The sequence below is a fragment of the Arthrobacter sp. P4_F10 genome, from assembly GCF_056401435.1.
This window is the reverse complement of the sequence record NZ_JBFUJJ010000033.1, coordinates 1-16,473: the sequence shown is the minus strand read 5'-3', so window position 1 is coordinate 16,473 and position 16,473 is coordinate 1. Positions and strand designations below refer to the sequence as shown.

Sequence of the window (16,473 nt, the reverse complement as noted above, 5' to 3'; positions counted from 1 at the left end):
CGGTTCCGCCTACGACGTGAACCCGTCGGGCAGCCGGACCAAGTCCAACGCAGAGGAGCCAGCGCTCCCGGGAATCGTGATGTCCCCCACGATCGTCGCGGCGCCCGAAAGGACACCCTGATACCGGAACGCCGGCCCAGCGTCCAGAGTGACCGTTGGACCCTGCACTGCGATTACGAGAGGCCACCACCCCCGCGGCAGCTCGTCCGACAGCCACCAGCCGGCCCATGCCGATCCGTTGCCCGAAATGCGGGCGAGCGTCAGCTGGCGGAGAACTCCCTGCCCACGCCACTGACCGCTCATGAGGTCCAGGTCCCCGGACCAGGGCACGTCGCCCTGGCGTCGCAGCACGCCCGAGACAACAGCGCCGCCCACCGGAGGCAGCGTAAAGCTCAGGGTTCCGGCGCCCACACTGAACATCGCCGGGTGGCTCACCGTCACTAAGCGCAAGGCGGTGTCGTGTGTCCCTGTCAGGGGCAACCGGCGGTCGCTGCTGACCTCGTGCAGCATCCCGCGCACCTGCCCGGTCGGGTCCCGGGTCAACCACACGGCGATCTCCTCGGCGCCGATATTGCCACTGATCACCAGCGGTGAGAACCGCGGGGGCCGCACTCGGTCCCCGGCGGGAGTGATCGCCCCGAATGTCGCCTCGGCGCCACGCAGGTCGTTGCGGGCGATCGCGTACGCCAGAGCTCTCGCGCCAGCGGTCAGGATGCGCGGCTGGTCGGCGCCATCGCGGTCGACGGTGTACAACCCGAACCGTGCCTGCGGGCGGTACGCCTCATGCCACTCCCAGTTGTCCACCAGCGTCCAATACATGTACCCGCTGACATGCACGCCGTCGCGCACCGCGTCTAGGATCTGGCGCAGGTGCGCGGTCAGGAACGCGCCCCGCGCCCCGTCTGACGCCTGCGGGATGCCGTTCTCGGTCACCAAGACCGGCAGCCCGTAGCGCCTGTGGAGATCGCGCAGCAAGGTGCCGAAACCCTCGGGGGAGATCTCCCATCCCAGGTCGTTGAGGAGGTTGTGCGTCTGGTCGCGGTCGCGCAGGTTGTTCAGGAACCGTCCGCCGGTGTACCCGGCGCTGACGCTGACCACCTGATCGACAAACACGTACACCGACCGGTAGAAGTTCAGACCGACGTAGTCGCAATGGCTACTCCAAGGCCTGGCGGGGTCGGTCCCGAGCCACGTCGCGCGCTCATGATCGGGGACGTAGTCACGTTCGTGTTCGCGCCGGTGGATGGCCGTGTCGATCCGCCCGTCAATGAGCGCCTCGAGGATGTGCCAGTTGTAGAAGTAGTCGAACTGGTTGCGCGCTGCTTCCTGGTCTCCGAACAGGTGGTCGGCGACCGACGTGGTGACCTTTGCATGCATCATCGCGTGGGCGATGCCGACCATCGACTCCGAGTCGAGGGCCTTGATCAGCTCGTACGCGCGTGCGTGGGCACGGATGAGGTTGAAATACGCGACCTTGCCCCGCCCGCCATCACCGGTGAACCCGGGTGGCCAGATGCCGGCGATGTAGCCCACACCGATCATGGAGCCGACGGGCTCGTTCAAAGTAACCCACCACCGCACCCGGGCCGACCACCGGGTGACGATGTACCGGACGAACCTTAGGAACGCCTCGACCGTTTCGGGGTTCTCCCACCCGCGCATCGACCGTCGGAAGTCCGGATCGTCTGCACTGGCGAAGGGGAATGTGAAGATAGAGCCGATTGTCGCCTCCCGTGGCGGGTCCAGGACCCACAGCGGCAAGGCCAGGTGGTTGAGCGTGAGCACCGGGGTCRTGTTTCGTGCGGCGAGCTCGTCCAGGACGGYGTCGTAGTAGGCCACGGCGGTCATGTCAACGCCTGCATCGGTCAGTGGGCTGTCCAGGGCAGGTGGCTTCGTCGGTTCGATGCGTGCCCACTCGACGCTGAACCGGTAGCTGTTGATGCCCAGCGCCAAAGCCCGGTCAAGGTCGGCGCGAAGGACGTTCAGTTCACCGTGACGTACTGCCTCGCCGGCCGGCTGCAGGTCGACGGGGTTGCCATCCTTCTCTGTCCAGGTCCGCACTCGGTGCCGGATGGCAGGGGAGGTGGCGAACGCGGCCCAGTCGTTGTTCTCGATGCCGCCCTCGTTCTGCATCGCCGCGGTCGCCACACCCCACATGAACCCTGGCGGGAAGGAGGTGAGGTCCTCACTCTGCGCTGTGACGTGCCGGTCCAGTGCAGCAACGATTGCCTCGGCGTACTTGAGCGCACCGACGGGGTTTGGGTGCCCGACGGACGCGCGCTCGCACTGGAATACGTCCGTGCGGTCGCGGTTCAGTGAGCACGCCACCGCCCGGCTCGGGGCGACGATGTGGTCCTGCGGGGACAGGTCGCCGTTGACGGCATACACCCACGGCTCTGGCGCCAAGGCTGCGTTCCTCGAGGTGAACCTGGGGTCGGCGAACAGGATGCGAGTTGTGCCCGCTTCCTCGTTCGCGTCTTCGACAGCGGTGGCGATCGCCAGCGTCGACAGGTCATGAAATGCCCGGCAGTTTGTGCGTATCTGCGGGATGGAGGCGCCCGCCAAGATCCCTCCCGGCAGCGCCGCGGCCGACAGGCCGGCGGCGACGAGCATCACCTCAATTCCCGCGGTGTCGCTGTCGTCGGACAGAATCGGGTAGTACGAGGTGGCCACGATCGTGGCGTTAAGGAACTTGGCCGCGGTCTGTACGAGCAGGGTCCTGAGATCCTTGTGCAGTCGCTGCTCGATCAGCGGCGCGAACGACTTGGCGTTGTTCAGCGGGTTGAGGATTGTGCGGATGTTGACGTCGTTCAGCCCCGCGGTGACCAGGACGAGGTCGACCACGTCGGTGTTGCCGGTGAAGTCGGCGACCTGCTGGGCGACTGTCGGGTACGACGTGGGCACTTCCCCGTCGATCGCGGGCAGGATCAGGGGGTCCCCGATGCCGATCGTGGCCCCGGAGTGCGCCAGATTGGTCGTATAGCTCTTGACGCCGCCGTTGCGAGCGGCCAGCGCAGCCTCGACCTGTGTCGGGTACTTCTCATGAAGTTGCAAGCCCTGACCCCAGGCTACCGAGTCACCGACGACGATGGTGCGCAACGTGTCGATCGTGAACTGTACCGTATTGGAGGGCTCGCCGTCGGACAAGATGACCTGCAGGTCGGCAAGCTCGCCTTCTGGGTTGGCTACGACACGTTCGGGGCGACGCAACGTGAACGTCATCGTCGAGCCGTTGACGCACACCGAGTCCGGCATGTCCTCACCGGTCACCCGAACTCGGGCGCCGACAGCGAACCCGCTGCCGGTGACCGTCACAATAGCCCCGGGGCGTTGCCGGGACCCGTCGCCGACGGCGGTCACCTGCGGCTGGACGTAGAAGGAGAGGCGGTTGGATGTGGTGCCGTCAGTCTGCCGGACCTGGAGGACGCCATGCCCACCGCGCACCGCAGGGACGGTGAACGTCGCGAGGGTGTCGGCGACCACTGTCATTGGCGTGATCACACCGTCGACGAGGAGCACATCGTCGCTGGTCAGCCGCGCCGCAGACAGGGTGACGCTGGTCCCGGCCACCCCACGCGAGGGCGCTGCTGAGATCAGTGCCGGCTCGGTGAGCTTGCGTTGGAAGTCATCCTCGGTGATCGCGACGAAGTAGGTCGCGTCCGGGTGGCTGCCGCCGGCCGTCCCTTCCCTGCCGTCCTCACCGCGCGAACCCGGGGCGCCCGGGGCGCCGTCGTGGCGCTCAGTCGACATCGCGCAGTTCTTCGGCCTTGGCCCCAGTAGACCACCTCTTCCGCCAGCACCCCCCGTTCCGCCCGATCCCCGCGCGCCGCCTCGCCCGCCGCTGGTCGAGATGCTAAACCCGCCGGCGGCGTATCGCAGCAGGACCTCAGCCGGACCGTACAGCTTCAGCCGTCCCCCGTGACCGCCGGTGCCACCATGACCGCCGGGGCCGCCGTTGCCGCCCCGCCCGCCGTCGCCGCCGGGACCGGCGCCGGAGGAGCAAAACCCCAACCAGTCGTAGAGCTCGCGCCGCCCGTCCGAACCGTCGCCGCCGTCGCCGCCGTCTCCTCCGCGTCCGCCCATCGTGCCGTCCTGCCCCTGCAGGTCGAACATCGGTGAGCCGGTCATCTCGAGCACCCACATCTCGATCTCGGGGGCGTTTACGCCGCCGAACCCGTGCCCCGCCGGAACCCCGGCGTCTCCAGCCGCGCCGGTCACACCCCACAGCCCGTTGGGGGTCGGAGCCTTGGGCGGCCTGGGCGGCTTGTCGCCCGGGGCCCAGGAGTCCAGCACGGCACGCGGGACCGGCCGCCGGTAAGTGAACGTCACGTTGTGCCCGACGATGAGTTTCTCGGCGATGAACACCAGGTACTGGTGAGGCTCGTCCAGGACCACCACGGTGTTGTCGGCGAGTGTGACCGTCTTGCCCACGAAGTACGCGGTCGAGATGGTCAGGGACACAACTGCTGGCGCGGCGGCGGTCTCGCGCGCAGCCGCGTCGGTTCCGCTCACGGGGAGGAACGACAGCGGTCGGAACGTCTCGGGCAGGCGTGCCTCGACGAAATCGGGACTCAGGTCGACCGCAGCACTGCCGTCAGCCCGCTCGGACGGGACGAACACACTCATCGGTTCGGTCACTGACGCCGCGGGCGGAATGATACCTGCAACAGCGCCGCTGAGCTCGGACAGCGCCCAGCGGGAGCGGAACGGCAGCGGGATAACCGGGGGAAAAGAGGGCGTTGATGCGGCGGGTGCGGCGGTAATTCCGGGGCGGGCGATGATGTTGCCCGCGAGTTCGAGGGTGCCCAGCCCGCTGATCGGTGCGATGCCCTCCCGCTCCAGAAGCGAGCGGTGGTACTCCAGGCGCACGAGCGCCTCCGAATGAGACTCCGGGCTGTTGACGACACTAGTGCTGACAGGTGAGAGGTGAACAGGCATGAGTCATTGACCCCCTTGGCAACACGGGACTATGCCGAGCGCGAACCGCGACTCGGTAGACGGCAGAAGACGCCGCCCGCACGGGGCGCCTGCCGCGCAACGAGCGAAGCCAAGCACGTGCCGCGGGCGGCACGGCCACTCACCGGCCTCACCAGAAGGATGCCCCAAAGAGGTGTTTGTAGCATCAGAAGGATGCCCAAAGAGCAGATCAAGATCGAAGTAGCCCACACGGTCGGTGAGGGTGACCGTCCGGCCGGGCCCGATGACAGGGTTTCCCGCTTCGTCTTTTTTAATCCGGTACGTGTGGGTTGACTCGACCGAACGGTTCGGGATGGGCGCTTTTGTGGAACGCAACAGCACGTGGCCGGTGATGTTTACCATGGGGGTTCCTGGGTGAAGTCGAAACGCTGGTGCAGGAAGCGTCGCATCACTGGCGTTACCGATCCGTTACTGCAATATGACCCCGGAGGGATGATCCCCTAAAGGCGTATCCGCTACGGGCCAGGGTCAGTCGGCGCGGCGCGCTCCTCCTGCCCACGAGATCCCCCGCCAGGACGTCGTAGAAAGCACCGTCACCGCCGGCGGCGGGTCTGGGCCCCGGAGATCGCCTATCCGGATGCCAGCTCGCAGGGGCTGCCCGGCTTTCCGCGGTAGATCTCCAGGCGGTAAGGCGCGACGGCGGAGCGGTGCGCCACGGGAAGGCCGGTCACCGTCAGCACCACAGATCCATCTCCCGCTGGGAGAGCGCAGCCGTTGGGACTTCCGGGCTCTGAGGAGGAAGCATCACTGACTCGGCGGCGAGGGAAGGATCACTCCAAACCACCTCCGCCGCGTCCCCCACCGTCGACCACACCGCCAGCCACCTGCTCCGGGACCACGCCGGGCGGGATGGGCGGCTCGGCCGGGTAGCGCACCTCTAGTCCAGGTGTCGTCGGCGGCCGGACCGAGCATGCCGGTGCCCCACTCCGGGGCATACACCCGTTCCTTGGTGCTGGACAGCGTCTGCCGGGTCCGGTACTCCGGCTCATTTCCCGGCGAGGCCGCAAGAAGATGGGCCCGCAGCCCCAACGCCCGGACTGTGAGGGTCAGACCGGCAGCGGCATCGGGAATAGCCTCCAGGGCACGGGTGGGCGGTCGGTCAGTTCCCGGCACCGCCACCGGCACCAGCCCGCAGGCGTCGAAGGCAGCTTCGGCACCCCCTGCGGCCAGCGGCAGCACGCGGACGAACTAGACACTCCTCAGTGCTCCCGGAATCCTGGTCCGGAACTTGGCAATGGAGATGAAAAATAGACAAGAAGACCATGAGGAATTCGTTAGGGCGCTTGTCACTTCGAAGTTCAACGGAGTGGTGCGCGTTATGGATCCGGAAAGCCCCCGCTCCGATTGGCCCGTATCCATGACCCAGGTCGAGCACGCCGTGGGATCTAACGTGCCTGCCGAATTTGATAATTCCTTGGCCAAGCAGTTCAAAGATCAGCTCCACAGCGGTCAGGTGCGAATCGCCCCTGACTTTGAAATCTCGGGTAAGGCTCGTCTGCAATAGCAGGACTAAGTTAGACGCTACTCACGTATCCTGAAGATGGGATTCGGCCGGTCAGTGGTCGTCCGGGCGCCGGAAAGATTCGGCGGTATTGGGAGGTCTGCTCCAATTGCCTGGTCTCTTTCCGCTTTAGGTTCTGAACCGATGGGGTCCGCCTATCAACCTGCAAAACGCACCCACTAAGCTGCCCCGCCTCACCGCCGCGCGGGCAGTAATGGAAGACCAAGCCCGCAGCTGGGCAGTCGAGAATGGCTACTAATCCTGGGTCCCGTTGATCCCATGCACGAAAACAACCATATCTTGGTCGAGACCCGAGCAACAAAGGCGTAGGCATTGATAAGAAGAAGCTCCTCGATATTCCCACTCTGTACGCTTTTTTTGAGGATTGGCGAACGAATATTTGGCAGAGGCGACCCCATGACGGACTTAGTGACCCGTTGTCTCCTTCACTCAAGCTTTCGCCGAACGAAATGTATGATGCAATGTTTGACGTGTCGGGAGGTATACGGATTCCTCTAACATCCGATGACTACATTGCACTCATGCGCCGGGCTCGAGGCGGCCGCGAGATCGGTCGGGAGGGTATCCAGGTCGGGAACCGAATGTATGACTCTTCCGAGTTGGACGGATTGCGACTCAAGCCCTCCGCGGATAAGAGGATGAAGTATAAATGGGAAGTGCGCTATTCCCCATACGAGGTCAGTCGGGTGTGGGTCAAAAATCCAGAGACTGACCAATGGATCACTTGCCTCCGCAAGGATAAAGACATTTGGCGACGACCCTTCTCCGTGCATATTTATGCTCTTGGGCGTCAAAGTCGACTGGAACGAGATTCCACTCTGGATGCCGAGCTAAAGGAGAGAAATCGTCAATTAAGGCGCGCTGCGAAAAGAGAAGCTATTACTTTGCGGCAATGGGAAAAACGAAGGAACCTGGTCAAGCAACAGGAGGAGCGGAGCGGCGTCCCGCTGCCACAGGCCGTTCCCGAGGGCGATGTTAACACCGATGAGACTTTAAGCCCGGATTTGAGGCAACCCGGCCCCGGGACACGGCTTGGCCAGTTCGATCCGAAGGAGACGCCCTTCTGATGACCATCAACAATGACGCGCTTATGTTTGGCGAAGATGACATCCCGTCGCTGCGGATTGTCGACGGATTGCATGATTACTTGGCATCGCCGATTGCTCAGCCTGCCGTGCCCGACCTCCGGACGCTTGAAGGTCTCACCGGTGAGCAACTGAAGCAGCTAAACATCTCGCGGCTCCGCTTCCTGAGCGGCGGCCTGGTTGTGTCGACCCCACAGATGACAAAGATCACCGGCCAGGTCGAACGGCTCATCGTTGAAAATCAAGGGCGGAATTCAGGACTTGTCGGCCTGATCATCTACGGGGAGTCCACGATGGGAAAGACCACAACAGCCAAGGCTGTGATGCGACGCGTCTTTTACAAGTACTCGCTGGCCTATCCCGGGATGAAGCGAGAACAACGAATCCCCGTCGTATACGTGGAAGTGCCTCCCGGAGCCTCAGGGAAGGCCTTGGCTCGGCGTTTCGCCGGGTTCCTGCAACTCCCGATCTCGCCCCAAGAAACGGCGGAGGGCACCATGCAGAGGGTCGTCAACCTCCTTGACCGCGCGAAAACAAGACTGGTGGTAGTCGACGAGCTGCACAACCTAAAGTTGCGCACTTCCGGGTCCGGGGAAGGAGTTGACTTCCTTAAAGGCCTTTCCAATCAGTTGCACGCTACTTTTGTCTACGTGGGGATCGCCCTCAACGATTCAGCATTATTCGCTGGTGACAGGGGGAGGCAGATAACGGGAAGATTCATCTCCGCTCCGTTGCGGCCTTTCACCTTCGCCACACAGGAAGACAAGGTCCTGTGGCGTGAGGTAATCGAAGCTTTTGAGTCGAATCTTTGCCTCGCCAGTCACAAGCCTGGGGACCTTGGCGCTTTAAGTGAGTACTTGTACGAGAGGACTGGGGGGCTCCATAGGTTCACTCGGGCGCCTTCTGACCGGCACGGCCGCTTGGCTGATCTACAGAGGAGGACATCCCGAGGTAGAGGAACGCCTCACGAAGAGACTGCTCGACGAAACAACTTTGGACATCGCCGCGGAGTCATTCACGCTGCAGCGGGCCGCCTCGAGCGGAAGTTCATCACTACGAGATCCGGCAGTGAAGGCCTCCGAATGAGCCAGGGTCTGCCCGACAGCCCGTTCCCCCTGAGAGTGAGGCCGTTCCACCTTGAGACGCAAGAAAGTTACTGGCGGCGACTGGCTGACGAAAATTTCGAACCGTCCCGGCGACTCAATACATATGCCAGGAGTCTGCGGAAGGCGCGGTCAGGTCTCACCTATCACGAGGCAGCCCGACTCATAATCGAGGCACTTGGGGAACTGCAGAAAGACCACTTCACGTCTGCCATAACGGTCCTGGCACCTCACTCAAGCGGCCAGTACTGCCCATACTGCGTCCTCGGTGTGGTTGCACCGCTCCTTTGCCGCAGGTGCGCGCAGGGGAAGCAAGTCACGCAATATCCCAACCTGCGAATGGTCTGTCTCAAACACCGTCTATGGACCGGATTCACGACCGCCCCCGCTGACCAAGTGGCCGTCGGGAGGTCCGTTCTGCAAGCCGAAAACAGCTCCGCCGACTGATCCGTCGCTGGCACGTTGACGCTGTCCTCATCCAGAAGTGCCGCCAGCTACTCCTTGCCGGCCGCCAGGGCAGCAACGCCGACGTCGAAATATTCCCAGACCTGGTCGCACTCGTTCAGTTGCTGACCACCCCGTGGTTGAACTCTCAGCTTTTGGCGCCTCTGCAGTCATTTCGCGCTGCGAGAAAATTTCTCGAGACCCGCACGCTCGCTGTGCTTAGCGGGACTTATCCCGGACTTGTGGAAGGCCTGTGGAGCCGATACAGGCCTCTCATGCTAGCCATCCGCGAAGCGATCAGAGGCGGGGCTGTCGCACTTCCCTTATGGGAGCATGACCCCGAGATCCCTCGCGGATGCATGGAAACCTGGGCCCAAGCGATAGGTCCTCTGGAATCCCCCGAGAGCTACTTCGAAGTCACGCATCCAGCCCGGAAAAGATACAGCGGACGTTGGCCGCGCCTCACCGAGGAACAAATCCTGCACTACCGGGAAGCGCCACCCTATGACCCTGTACTCAACGGCCACCACCCGGCCATCACAGGCGCCGCGAACGTCGTGTGTAGCCGCGGGCACCGCAACCAGGTAGCCTATCCGGACCTCATCAGAGCGCTCAACCGCGGATGTAGCACCTGCGGGTACTGCACAGGAAGAACCGTGCTACCCGGTTACAACGACCTGGCAACAAGGTACCCAATGCTCGTGGCGGCCTGGCACCCAGTCTTCAACGACGGAGTTTTGCCCAGCCAGGTACTTGGCGGCGGCAGCATCGAATGGTGGTGGACCTGCGACGCCGGCCACTCATATTCGAGACAAATTTCCACCGCGATCCGCGGATCGAAGTGTCCCTACTGCGCTGGTCGACGGGTGTGGCCAGGCTTCAACGACATGGCGACCCGCCGACCAGATTTGGCAGCGGACTGGGACGAGCAATTGAACGGCGGTGTTAAAGCATCAGAAGTGTCGGCAACTTCCGCGAGGCAGTAAGCATGGAAGGACCCTGCAGGCGGACCCCCCGATTTCAGTCCACTTATATCCGTGGACGCCGAGGCTAGGCGCCTCCGCCGCAGGTTGGTTTGGAATGCTGTCTTGCCAGGCATCTTCGCCCAACTTCGACATGCAACCACATTCAACTAAGTGAGAAGGAACCAAGACTTTTTCGCGCGCCGGGTCGATTCGCACCAACTTCGGTGAAAAGAACGCCACGAGCCTGTTGCAAGGAACTGCCTAGCTAGTGGCCACAGTTGAGCGCGAAAATATCAACTGGCTCGGGAGCTGTCAGTAATAAGGATTGCCCGTGACACCTTCAAAACAGCCCCACGTCCAAAACCCCTGGTACCGCTGCGGCAGGTGCCAGCAGATCGCCTACAAAGTGTTCTTCGACGTCGCCGGGGTGGCACCCCGCTGGGTGACGTGCTGGCTGACGTATTGGTACTTTACCCACTAGCGCAGGCCTAGCAGGTTCTCCTTGGTGGGCCACCCGCCAAGGAGAACCTGTTGCGTTGCCGGAGCTCGCGTTCCGTTGGGTGTAGCGGCCGAGTTCGCCCCGTCCCCCGGCGGGCTTAGCTCGCCGTCTCCTTTCAAAGTCAAGGGTCGAGTCCCCGGCACACACACCGGCGAGAGACGGCGTGGGATCTGTGCCGCTAGCTTTGGGTCTGGCCCTGGATTCCCTGGGTGCACCTAAAAGGAGGCGTTCTGTCGTCTGTGGTCGCCGGCCCTGGCCAATTCGTTGCACTAGCGTTGGAGTTTCTCGTAGTCAGAACGGGCAGCCGCGGGTGCGAAGCCATGGTAGTTCCGAGCGCTCAGGTGGTAGATCGGTGGCCAAGGGCTGCCTACCTGTATCTGCGTTGGGTCAGGCGAGATCAGTAAGACGGCTCCTTCCCAGATCTCATCGGGAAGAGCTTCCATCCATGCCCGCTGAACGTGGTCGAATTGGTTCCAGCGCAACGTCACCCATGTGCCAGTCGGTTCCACGGCCTCGATGGCCAGTACTGTGACTTCGGTCGTCGTTCCCAGCTGAAGTCTCGTTGTCTCGAGCCGTTTCCACTGTTCGATTGCGAGTGCGGTCCACCTCTTCGCCCGTCGTTTCCGGGCGAGCCAGACTGCGGCCACCGCCGCTGGGAAAAGGAGGGACAGAACAGGCAGCAGCCAAAGGCTGGGTGACGCGGGGGAGGACAAGGGCGCAAATATGCTGAACRCAAGGCCGAGGACTGCACAGGCACCGGCAACCACCAGCCAGCCCGTCAGTACTTTTGGCTTCACGAATGGATTAGCGTTCATTTGCACCGCCCAATGACCATCCAATATTAGCTCCCGAGGTCTGGTGGCTGAACACTGGCGGCAGCGCGGGAAGTTCGATTTCGGATGCCTGAAGTTGTGGAGTCGTGCGTCTCAGGCGACCCAGCAACCACTGCTGAGACCAAGGCGTGGACGCTCGAGTGTTCCGTGGACTGCACTGTGTCCGCCGCGGCTGGCTTGGGTCCGAGCGGAAGCGTCTCGCTGTCGATATCCCAGCGGTCCCGGTAGCTGGCAACGTCCCGGATGAGGCGGTGCCACGTCTGCGGAGCAATCGATCCGGGAAGCAAAGCCCGGAGAGTTTCCTTCCACCTGGTGTCGTCGGCTAGTGCTGCCCGAGCGATGCTGCGGTTTCGCTGGCCAATGCGATGCTCGACGTCATTCAGTAAGAGGCTTATGTCTTCCCGGTGAGATATCGAAGACTCTGCGGCGGTGGATTCCGATGGCCGGTCTCGTTGCGCTACGGCGAGGAGTCGAGACCGGATGACAGACGCCGAGTCAGCGGAGTCCGCCGGGGACTGAAGTCCGTCAACGAGGGCTTGCTCCGCATCTGAGAGGTCCACGACGGCTGCGCGCCGCCACGCCGAAGTAACGGCGCCCCACTCCGGCGATTCCCGCAACCGTTCCAAGGAATCAGGGGAGTGGGCGCTGATGAGGTGAGTGACGTCGTCGTCCGCGGCAATCTGTAGGAGGTAGTCCCGCTCTGCCATGAGATGGCTCAACGAGTTGGCCTTGGCAGCCTCGGCGGCTCGGATTTCGTGGGCTGTGTGTTCGGCGCCTTGGGCTGTCAGCACCTGACTGAGGATCTGCTGCCAGTCAGGCAGAGTTGACGGGTCGATGGCGTGGTGGTCGCGGGGGTCGGGTTCGCAGACGTAGGCGGTGTTGGAGTGCCGTCCGCGGGTCATCGAGACGTAGAATAGTTCGCGGGTAAGGCGTCCTTCGGAGACGAGGGTGTGCCCGGTATCGACGGTGATTCCCTGGGAGCGGTGGGCTGTGGTGGCATAGCCGAGCTCGGCGGACTCGGCGAGGTAGCGGCCACTCAGGGTGATGCTGGCGCCGGTGTCCAGCCGTGTGCCCGTGACGGATCCGTCGGCGGCTGGCGCATGTGTGATGGTGATGAGTGTGCCGTTGCGGATGAAGTCGCCTGTGTGGTCGGTGAGGCGGCGGTCGTTGCGCCTGGCCAGGATTCTGTCGCCTCGGCCGGCATGGAGTCCATCGCTCAGTAGAATGGCCGATTCCGGGTCGACCCGGCCGGTGGCGACTTGGTCGGCCTGGGCACGTTCGTTGAGCAGTGCCACGGTGTCGTTATCGGGGGCGATCAGGATGGAAGTCCGGCCGGCCTGGACATCGTTGTTCCACCGGTCGTAGGCTGCATCGACCATGGCGTCGTATGTGCCGGAACGGATCCGTCCGTGGCCRTTGTAGTCCTGAATGGCCTGGCGGTCACCCGATCTGAGTTTGAGGGAGCTCTGACGCTCCCAAGGCTGCGTGAAGCGCCAGATAGTTGTCAGCTGCGCGGCCTTGCCGGTGCGATCGAGCCACCCGAGCATGMCACCGGCGTCGATCGCGTCCAGCTGGGCGGGGTCGCCGACAAGGACGAGTTTGGCCCCGGCAGCCTCCACTTGGTCGACGAGGGCCGCGAGATGGTGAGTCGGGACCATGGATGCTTCGTCGACGATGACGAGCTGGCCGGGCCGGAACTGCCATCTGGATTGGGTCGCGGCGAGGGCGCTGAGTTGCTGGGCCAGGCGTCGAAGGTAGCGCTTGGACGTCCTGTCATTCCCGGCCGTGGGGATGGCACCCAGGTACCGTTGCTCCGACTCGAAGTATCTCTCGGCACGCAGTGCGGCGCCGGGGCCGGTGGATTCGAAAAGCCATTTGGTAACGTTGTCGGTTGCCAGATCGAGTTCTTGGCCGAGGACGTCGGCTGAGGCCGCAGCAGGGGCCAGACCGATGACACTTCCCGGCCCATAGTGCTGTTCCCAGAGCCTCTTCACTGCGGCCATGGTTGTGGTCTTGCCGGTTCCGGCTGGCCCGACGACGGCGTCTAGCCTCCGCCCGCCTGCCGCGATGGTGGCGGCGGCGTCGAGCTGATCCGGCCACAAACCGACGCCGCTCGCGTTTGTGTACCGGGTGAGTCCATCGCGTGCGGACGGGTCCAGGGCGGGCGCATCCGTAGAGTGATGGGCGGCCATTACGCGGTCCTCGTTGGCAAGCGTGGACAGGTCTGTATAGAGGTGGCCGGCGGGCCAGTCGAAGATACTGTGCCCGTTGAAGGCGACGTCGGGTGCGGCGGAGGCCGCCGGGCCGTAGCGGAACTCGCTCAGGGGAACGGATTGTGCTTCGGCGGACGTTGCGACAGCGTCCATGATGTGTCGACGGTCTTCTGGGCTGGCGCAGCGGAGTTCGAGGCAGATTCGTTCCGCCTCGGCCAGCAGATTCCACCGGTTCCAGGTCGCCCGCCTGCCTGCCGTAGCCTGTTCTACGAGGCGGCCGGTGGCCTGGATCCAGGCGATGCCCAGGTCGGTTTCGTGCACGGGGGATTTACGTGAGCGGTCGATGGTTTCGGCGAGGACCCGCTCGGCGTCGAACCCTTTGGCCGCCGCGCGGCTCCGCCATTCACCGGTCCTGGTGGAGAGCGGAACGATGCGGTCGGGTTTGGCTGTGCGGGTCGATAGCGTGGCCTGCTGCCGAAGCCGGATCTTGGTCGTCGCCGTCGGTCCGTGGCCGTGGGCCTGGGCCCATTCATGAATAAGCCGATCAGTTTCGACGTCGATCAGTCGGGATCGACTCGAGAATTCGCGGATCAGTTCCTCCTCGACGCCGGTGAGCTCGAGTTTGGGGTTGTGTTCGGCTTTCCCAGGCCGGCGGACGTCGGCGTCAGTGCCGAGGTCGCGCTTGAGCTGGTCAAACAGGAGACCGTTGTAGTGTTCGCTCGCCGCGACCGTGGCCTTGTAGAGCGTGCGTGAGTCCAAGGTGCCCCAAGCGCCGTCGGAGACGCGTTGGACGCGGTTGGCGATGACGACGTGAGTGTGGAGCTGGGGATCACCGGTTCGGGACTCCCAGTGGTCGAAGGATGCGGCGATCGCGCCGCTGACGCTCAGACGGGCGACTCCGTTGTGGCCGGCGCGGGTGTGGATCGCAGTTTGCTCCAGCCAAGCCATCGTTGCATCGAGTGCGGCGTGGTGGGCCCTCAGGATCCTGTCCTTGTCGCCGCTGCCGGCCAGGGCCCACAGCACCGAAATGGACTTCGGGACACTGAACGTGAGATCAAAACCTGCGACGGTTGGTGGTCGATTGGGCGGCGTTGCGCGCAAATTATGTGCATCCCGGTGTCGATGCCTGCCCAAGGGCTCGCCGGTCGTCGGATTTTCTGCCCGTTCGAAGAGCGCTTGCGCGGCCGACGGGGTGACGGTGGCGCCGGGTTCGACGCCGATGCCGGCCAGCCCGGTTCCCAGCCATCTGCCCTGCGGATTGCTGGCTTGGGTGTAGTAGTCGGTCAGACTTCGTGTGGCAACGTCGGCCCGCAGGGTCGTCTTGAGCAGGTACTTTACCCCCGATTCACCGGACAGCCTGGCGATCGAAACAGTCATGAGCCGGCCCCTCTCATGCTCCATCCGCGGCGAGCAAAGACCGCGGTGACCTGTTCCCCAAGGTGGGCGTCCGCCGTCGTGGTCGCTATCGATACCAATCGAGCCGCCAGCACCTGGAGATCGCTCACGTCCTGACGGCGACGCTGGCGGAGCGACAGGTTCTCTACCTGGAGAAGACGCAGGCGTTCCGCCATTGCAGTCGCCGTAAAGCCGGCTCGATCGGCTGTCATGGTCGCCTCGCTTAGCCGGTCGTAGGCGATTGCGAGGTCATGGTCGTGATTGGCAGCGGCTCTCTGCAGTCTTCGCTCATAGCTCGAGCGAAGGCGTGAGATCTCGGCACGACGGTCTGACAGCGACCCGGAATCCCGTAGCGCGGAGCGGAGGGGGAGTGGCTCCTGTGAGAACCGGTCTGTCCTGCGTTGATGCGCCGCTCGGTACCGGCGCTGCCGCTGCCGACTCGCGCATACGGGCGTGCAGAATGTCTGCCCTCGGCGGACGGGCGAGAAGCGGGTAAGGCATTCCGGGCACACTTGGTCGTTCACACTCGTCCATGGGCTCTAGGGTGCGAATCGGCATGACTTGGCGTTAGGCCATTCGTTACGGGCGCATCAAAGATGCCAGAGGTGTGAGGCTCTTTGCGGGCCTGAGCGTGCTGGACGACGGCGTCGTAAGGGCTGTCTGCAGCGGGTGGGCGCGGACTAACGGCTCGCCTGTAAGGGCAGGCGCTGCGCGACTTTCTGCCTGGGGAGTGGGGCAGTGATTTTGGCTGGAATACGAGGAAAGACCGTCGACGGAGGGTCGACGGTCTTTGGGTTAGTGCCGCGTTTGTTGAATCTAGGGAACGCCGCGCCGGGTTGGCTGGTTGCCAGCGTCATTATGGAGCGACAACGCCAGCCGTTCGATTTCGATCGGATTGAATCCGGACCAGTGGTGATGATCCTCCACCACCACTACCGGTGCTTGTGAGTATCCGAGGTCTTGTGCGTACTCCAGGGCAGTCTCGCTGATGGTGAGATCCACTGTCGAGTATTCGACGCCTGCCCTGTCGAAGCTGAAGCAGGTCATGCGGCATTGCTGGCAGTTCGGCTTGCTGTAGATGACGATGTGCACTGCACTCACCTTCCTGGGAAATCAAGTGATTAGACGTAGCTCCGGTCACAGGTGCCGGTAGGCCTGGGTCTTGCTTCGAGCCCACCCCGACACGAGTCCGCAGCCGAGCATCTCTTTCATCAGCTGGGCGAGGCGGTACTCGGGATCGAAGGACAAGACGAGATCCATGAATTCAGCCGCTGTGGATCCTCTGCCTTTCCACCACGCAATGCAGCCCAGTAATGTCAGCGGTGCTGCCGCATGCTGCGAGGAAGCGACGGAATACAGTCGCAGCAGGAGTCGTTCCGCCGCGTCGATGCGGTCCCAGCGGGGCGAGCTTTCGGACTCGCCGAACAGCAGAAGTCC

At 63.6% G+C, this 16,473-nt stretch carries 9 protein-coding genes; 5 read left to right on the top strand and 4 right to left on the bottom strand.

All coding sequences use genetic code 11. From position 1 onward, the window contains the following. Window positions 1-9: 9 nt before the first annotated feature. Entirely contained in the window at window positions 10-4,938 is a 4,929-nt protein-coding gene (locus tag AC1DR1_RS19825) for a family 1 glycosylhydrolase (protein ID WP_476993142.1), read from the bottom strand. A gap of 1,273 nt (window positions 4,939-6,211) precedes the next feature. Here AC1DR1_RS19825 and AC1DR1_RS19820 point away from each other — a divergent pair. From AC1DR1_RS19820 to AC1DR1_RS19800, 5 genes are all read left to right on the top strand, one after another. Then, the gene (locus AC1DR1_RS19820; protein ID WP_476993141.1) at window positions 6,212-6,481 is read left to right on the top strand and encodes a hypothetical protein; all 270 of its coding nucleotides are present in this window, start codon (window positions 6,212-6,214) and stop codon (window positions 6,479-6,481) included. 467 nt (window positions 6,482-6,948) lie between these two features. After that, window positions 6,949-7,566, top strand: coding sequence for a Mu transposase C-terminal domain-containing protein (locus AC1DR1_RS19815; RefSeq protein ID WP_476993148.1), 618 nt, complete (start codon window positions 6,949-6,951; stop codon window positions 7,564-7,566). Further along, the gene (locus AC1DR1_RS19810) at window positions 7,566-9,134 is read left to right on the top strand and encodes a TniB family NTP-binding protein (RefSeq protein WP_476993140.1); all 1,569 of its coding nucleotides are present in this window, start codon (window positions 7,566-7,568) and stop codon (window positions 9,132-9,134) included. The genes AC1DR1_RS19815 and AC1DR1_RS19810 overlap by 1 nt, the downstream gene beginning before the upstream one ends. 272 nt (window positions 9,135-9,406) lie before the next feature. Continuing rightward, window positions 9,407-10,117, top strand: a complete 711-nt coding sequence (locus AC1DR1_RS19805; protein WP_476993139.1) for a zinc-ribbon domain-containing protein — start codon at window positions 9,407-9,409, stop codon at window positions 10,115-10,117. A 310-nt stretch (window positions 10,118-10,427) separates the two neighbouring features. Continuing rightward, on the top strand, window positions 10,428-10,577 hold the full coding sequence (locus AC1DR1_RS19800; RefSeq protein ID WP_476993138.1) for a hypothetical protein: 150 nt from the start codon (window positions 10,428-10,430) through the stop codon (window positions 10,575-10,577). Between the two features lie 859 nt (window positions 10,578-11,436). Here AC1DR1_RS19800 and mobF read toward each other — a convergent pair. From mobF to AC1DR1_RS19785, 3 genes are all read right to left on the bottom strand, one after another. Next, entirely contained in the window at window positions 11,437-15,018 is a 3,582-nt protein-coding gene (mobF, locus tag AC1DR1_RS19795) for a MobF family relaxase (protein WP_476993137.1), read from the bottom strand. 834 nt (window positions 15,019-15,852) lie between these two features. Then, entirely contained in the window at window positions 15,853-16,128 is a 276-nt protein-coding gene (locus tag AC1DR1_RS19790) for a glutaredoxin domain-containing protein (RefSeq protein ID WP_476993136.1), read from the bottom strand. Window positions 16,129-16,173: 45 nt separating this feature from the next. Then, on the bottom strand, window positions 16,174-16,473 hold a 300-nt coding region (locus tag AC1DR1_RS19785; protein WP_476993135.1), incomplete at its 5' end, for a DUF4192 family protein.